We start from the raw sequence: 5,713 nt of genomic DNA on the forward strand, positions 1-5,713 counted from the left end.
GTAAAGTTCTGCATTGAATCTCTCTTCCTTACATTGAAATGACCGGTCGTCTCAAAACGGAATAAACGGCTACCCGGATCGAAACCAGACGCCGTTCAAACCAGCCACGACCGTTACTGCGGGGATTTGAAAAACAGATCGAACATGGAATGCACGCAAGCCTTCAGCGGCTCGACCGAGTCATCCAGCTTCATGCGCAACAGGCTGCCTTCCCACGCATTCCAGAACAGGTCAGCCATTGCATCAGCCGAAAGATCGCGCCGCACGGAGCCGTATTCCTGGCCGCGCCGCAGATAATCGGCACAGCCGACACGCCATTCATTGACCGTCCTGCGCGCGGCGAGCCGGCACAGATCGCTCGACTGCGCGATCTCGCCTGCAAAGTTGCCGACCAGACAACCGTAGCGGTCGTCACAGGCTTCGTAGTCGGCAACGATGCATGCGTAGATGCCGCGAAGCGCGAGCAGCGGATCGGACGATGCCGCTTCGCGCGAATACCGCTTCCATTCAGCGGCCTGCTCCTGCGCGTAGTGGTGCAGGATTGCCGCGCCGAATGCCTCTTTGCTCTCGAAGTAGTTGTAGAACGAGCCCTTCGGCACGCCGGCACGCTCGACGATGTCTTTTACGCCGGTGCCGTGATAACCCGTTTCGGCGAACAGCGCGACACCCGCTTCGAGTAGCCTTTCGCGAAAGTCTTCAGTGCGTCGTGTTTGCATAACCCTGACAACTACAGCCCTAAGGGCACGGTGTCGCTCCGCGCGAGCGGGCGACACCGCGCACGTACATCGATTTCAAGCCGCGTTAGGCGCGGCGCGTCGCAAGTTCGGCGCCTTGCCGCAGTGCTTCGAGCAGGCTGCGTTCGTCAGCGATGCCTTTGCCTGCGATATCGAACGCCGTGCCGTGATCGACCGAGGTACGGATCACATCGAGTCCGACCGTCACGTTGACGCCGGCTTCGAGGCCGAGCACCTTGACCGGACCATGGCCCTGATCGTGGTACATCGCCACCACCAGATCGAAGTCGCCGCGTCCCGCACGGAAGAACAGCGTGTCGGCCGGAAGCGGGCCCTCGATGTCCCAGCCGCGTTCACGCAAGACCTGCACGGCCGGAACGATCTTTTCCTCTTCCTCGCCATAACCGAACAGGCCGTTTTCGCCGGCATGCGGGTTGATGCCGCACACGGCGATGCGCGGATTGGCAATGCCCGCCTTCACCAGCGTCGCATGCCCTCGCTCTAACGTGCGCTGCACGAGGCCTGGTTCGATCTTGCGGATCGCATCGATAATGCCGATGTGAGTCGTCACGTGAATCACGCGCAGTTTCGGCGCGACCAGCATCATCGACACCTCCTCGATGCCCGTGAGATGCGCGAGCATTTCAGTGTGGCCGGGATACTTGTGACCGCCGGCGTGCAACGCTTCCTTGTTCAGCGGCGCCGTGCAGATCGCATCGATCTCGTCGGCCTTCGCGAGTTCGACGGCGCGCGCGATGTACTGATACGCGGCGTCGCCTGCGAGCGCCGACAGTGCGCCGAAAGGCAGGTCGGCGGGAATCAGCCCGAGGTCGATGCAGTCGATGGTGCCCTGCTCATATTGCGCATCAGCCGGCTTCGCGATGCGACGCACTTTCGTGCTGCCGCCGACAATCCGGTTGGCCTGCTCGAGGCGCGCGGCATCGCCGATGACGAGCGGCCGGCACTGCCGGTAGACGGACTCGTGCGTCAAGCTCTTGACGACGATTTCCGGACCCACGCCCGCTGCGTCGCCCATCGTGATGCCGATGACTGGAAGATAGTTGCTCATGATGTTTTGCCTGAATGACGTTGGTTCGTTTCGCGAGCCGGCGAAGATGTTGTGTTGCCGCTCGGGTGAGCCGATCCGGACTCGTTGTCAGCGAACTCCGGTGTGCCCCGCAGATGAAGGTAGGCGCCGTACAGCGCATGCTCGCTGCCAAATGCGCCGGCTTTGGTGACGACGGTGAGGCGCGGGTTGCCGTACGGGCGGCCCACTGCCACGCCCGGCTCGATTTCCGAAAGCAATTGCAGGCTGTCGATGCCCGCTGTACCGAGCATCGCGCGCGCGGTTTCGCCGCCCGTCGCGATCAAACCGCTCAGATGCGTGAAAAACGGTGCGACGAGCGAAGCGAGCGACGCAGACAATTGCGCGCCTTCGGCGGGATCGAACAGATCGTCGCGCCCAATTCGCACCAGCAAGTCGGTGTGCGCGCTCAGATGCGCGCCAACGCGTGCTTGCCAGGCCGTCCACTCCTGATGAGACTCGCCCGCACGCAGCACGACCGGCGGCACGATCAACTCGCCCACGCCCGCACGCTCGCGCAACATCGCGCATTGCTGTTCCGAAACGGCCGACAGGCTGCCCACCAGGATCAGGATCGCGCTTCTCTGCTGGTCTGGCTTCGGCGGCGCGTCTTGCGCGGCTTCCGTGGCAACATCGAACAGGTCACTCAACGACGCCAGTTCGCGAGCCAGACCGCCTGAGCCGACCCAGAACAGGGCTTCGTCCATCGACGCCGTCGCCTGCGCGAGTGCTCTCAAATCCGCATCCGTTTCCGCATCAACGATGAGCGCCTGCGCGCCACTGCTCGCCACAGCGGCAATGGCAGCGCGCAACGCTGTGGGATCGCCACGCAGCGCGTCGACACCCAGGGCCGCGGTGCGCAAGCCGACCGCCTTGACCATGGCGTTGAGGTCGGCGGAGTGCGCGGCGTGTTCGAGCTGCCACGTTTCCGTGTTTTCGAGCGGCACGCCGCGCACGAATACGCGGCCCTCACGGACGGTGCGCCCAGTGGCAGGAAAGGCCGTGGCGACGATGGCGAGGCCCGCGAGCGGTTGCAACGCGGCTACTTCCGCGGCCCAGTTACCGCGCAAGGTCGAATCGATTTTCTTGTACAGACGCCGACCCGGCCCGCGCTGCGCCAGCCACGCGGCGCTGGTGCAGTGTGCAGCTTCGGCCGGCGGCATGCGGCGCGTGTCGGTATCCACCGCGATCACCTCCGCCGCGCCCATCGCGCGTGACGCGTTCAGCGTCACCGCCGTACTGCGCCCCGCTCCCGCAAATGCAATCGCGCAGTCGGCGGCGCCGGACAGGTCGTCGGCGATGATCAGAATGCTCGTGCTGCTCACCGGGTCGCCTCCAATGCAGCGGCGCGGCTGGCGTCGGCCTGCTTGCCAATTCGCTTTGCGACGGCCGCAGTGAGAATCGGCGACACGATTGCGGTCACGACGACGCATGAGGCGACCAGCAAAGTCGCGCTCTTCGCGGCCTCGGCATAGACCGGGTTGGCCGCTGCAATCAGCGCCGGCACAGCCGCTCCGTTGCCAGCCGTGTTGGCTGCCGCCACGCCTGCGACACCCGTGCCGCCGGTCAGCCGATCGGTCAAATACAGGGGGATGCCCGTCACGATCACCACCGCGACGCCGAGGCCAATGCCGAGCAAGCCGGCTTGCCATACTTTGTGCAGGTCGAGGCTCGCGCCCAGCGCCAGGGCGAAAAACGGAATCATCACAGGTACAGCGCGGCCGAGAAAGTTGCGCATCTCACGGTCCAGATTGCCGAGCAGCATGCCGGCCGCGAGCGGGAGGATGCTGCCGACCAGCGTCTGCCACGGAAACGCCGACAGCCCGGCGACGCCGAGCGTGACCATTGTCAGGAACGGGCCGGATTCGAGCGACATGATCGTATAGGCACCGACGTCCTCAGACTTGCCATATTGACCCATCAACGCCATGTACAGGCCGCCGTTCGTGTCGTTCATCGCGGCAACCACCGCCAGCGTCGACATTCCCGCGAACAGTCCGGACGAAACCGGCTGCTCACCCAAAAAGTGGCCCAGCACGACACCCACCACAATCGCGGACCCGACCTTCGCCGCGAACAGCGCCCCGCCCTTCTTGAGCAGATAAGGCGTTGCCTTCACATCGATCGACGCGCCCATGCACACATAGAACACGGCGAGAATCGGCAACGCGCCGGTAAACAACGCATTCGTGAACGAGCCGAAGAACTTCGGCATGCCCGGCAAGAAGGTGGCGATCATTGCGCCGAACAGTAGCGGGACGATCATCATCCCGCCCGGAACGCGTTCGATCGCGCGCTTGATAGGAACTTGGGCCATCATTGTCTCCTGTATGGAAATGATCGAAACAATCATTTATAAATGACTGATTCAGTCATTCGGAGTGTACGCCACGAGACGCCCATGCGCAATCCGTCCATTAACACGTTGTCGAGACTGATAAATTCGCCAAAACGAGCACGCCCAGGCGTAATGGGGCCGAATTTGATTGAATCGATCACATTGAGCAAAAAACACTTGTATGCCGTAACGACGTCGCGGGCGCAGCGCGCCCCGCTCCACAGGCGTTGCTCCAGCAGCCGGTTTGATTACACTTACGCCCGTTGGCGCCTCTCCTCTATTGCGCGCAGCATTCGGATGACCCGCTACCCTCTATCACCATGAAAGTTACGAACCGCCGCGAGGCGATGCTGAAGGCCGTCCTGTCCGGCATGAACGACGTAGGCGCCCTGTGCGAGCATTTCGGCATGTCCGAAGCAACCGTACGTCGCGACCTGCGCGCGCTCGCCGACGAACGGCTCATCGTGCGCACGTATGGGGGCGCGGCCGCCTCGGTCGGGATTCACGAACCCGAGGAGTCGCTCGATCTGCGGCGCGAAAGCTTCCGCGAGCAAAAGGACGCGATCGCGCAGGTGGCGGTGAGCCACGTCCAGGACGGCGACACCATCTTTCTCGACGGCGGCACCACCACCGCTGCAATGGCCCGGCTGCTGGCCGGCCGCCGCGACATTCGCGTGGTCACCAACAACCTGCTGGCAATTGGCCTGCTTGCGTCGAGCGACGTGCCGGTCACGCTGATCGGCGGCGATCTGCGGCCCTCAAGCATGAGCACGCTTGGGCCGCTCGCGCAGATCGCGTTGAACCGCCTGTCCGTCGACAAGGCTTTTCTTGGCGCGGACGGCGTGGTCGCCGGCCGTGGGCTCTGCGAGGCGACCGCCGAGCAGGCCTATCTGAAGGAATGCATCATCAGGCAGGCGGCCAACGTCTTCGTGCTGGTAACGTCGCACAAACTGGATCGCGCGAGCCAGCAGCACTGGACACCACTCGAACGCGACTGGACTTTGGTGACCGATGCTCAACCGGGCACGCCGGAATTGGCAACATTCCTGCTGCACAGCGAAGTGACGATCGAAACCGCCTCGCAGCAGGCGCGCCAGCCGCTGCCTCACGGAAAGTCATAGTGTCTTCAGGCGTCGGCGCCGCGCGGCCATTACAGACCACACAGTCGCACAGGGCAGCGGCGAAGCTTCACACATGCGCAGCGCCAAACGCCTTCACGACGTTGACCCAATATGAGGCACCGGTAGCCGATGCGTCGTCGTTGAAGTCGTAGTAGTGCGGGTTGTGGAGCGGAGCGCCTGGCTTGGGCCCGTCGACGCCCATCCAGACATACGCGCAGGTTTTTCGTTCGAAGTAAGGCCGGCTCGCGATGTCGAATCGAGGGTCCCCTCGTGGGCATCGTGCAACGCGAGATTGCTTTGCTGCATCCCCGCGTGACCAAGCCGAGGCGCAAGAATCAACCGTTCATGCGGCCGCCCACAACATCCGCCACCAGCAGCGCCGTCATGTTGACGATCCGGCGCACCGTCGCCGACGCCGTCAGCACGTGCACCGGCC

At 63.6% G+C, this 5,713-nt stretch carries 5 protein-coding genes; 1 reads left to right on the plus strand and 4 read right to left on the minus strand.

The annotated features are described in order from the left end of the window. Positions 1–113: 113 nt before the first annotated feature. From P0D80_RS48385 to P0D80_RS48400, 4 genes are all read right to left on the minus strand, one after another. On the minus strand, positions 114–716 hold the full coding sequence (locus P0D80_RS48385; RefSeq protein WP_132379836.1) for a TetR/AcrR family transcriptional regulator: 603 nt from the start codon (positions 714–716) through the stop codon (positions 114–116). Between the two features lie 85 nt (positions 717–801). After that, the gene (gene pdxA / locus P0D80_RS48390; RefSeq protein ID WP_132379834.1) at positions 802–1,803 is read right to left on the minus strand and encodes a 4-hydroxythreonine-4-phosphate dehydrogenase PdxA; all 1,002 of its coding nucleotides are present in this window, start codon (positions 1,801–1,803) and stop codon (positions 802–804) included. Continuing rightward, positions 1,800–3,143, minus strand: a complete 1,344-nt coding sequence (locus P0D80_RS48395) for a four-carbon acid sugar kinase family protein (RefSeq protein ID WP_408295416.1) — start codon at positions 3,141–3,143, stop codon at positions 1,800–1,802. The genes pdxA and P0D80_RS48395 overlap by 4 nt, the downstream gene beginning before the upstream one ends. Next, positions 3,140–4,135, minus strand: a complete 996-nt coding sequence (locus P0D80_RS48400; protein ID WP_132379830.1) for a 2-keto-3-deoxygluconate permease — start codon at positions 4,133–4,135, stop codon at positions 3,140–3,142. The genes P0D80_RS48395 and P0D80_RS48400 overlap by 4 nt, the downstream gene beginning before the upstream one ends. Positions 4,136–4,476: 341 nt before the next feature. On the opposite strand from P0D80_RS48400, the gene P0D80_RS48405 reads away from it, so the two are divergent. Then, positions 4,477–5,277, plus strand: a complete 801-nt coding sequence (locus P0D80_RS48405) for a DeoR/GlpR family DNA-binding transcription regulator (RefSeq protein WP_132379828.1) — start codon at positions 4,477–4,479, stop codon at positions 5,275–5,277. Positions 5,278–5,713: the final 436 nt, after the last annotated feature.

Source organism: Paraburkholderia sp. RL17-373-BIF-A (assembly GCF_046030175.1).
Taxonomy (GTDB): Bacteria; Pseudomonadota; Gammaproteobacteria; order Burkholderiales; family Burkholderiaceae; genus Paraburkholderia.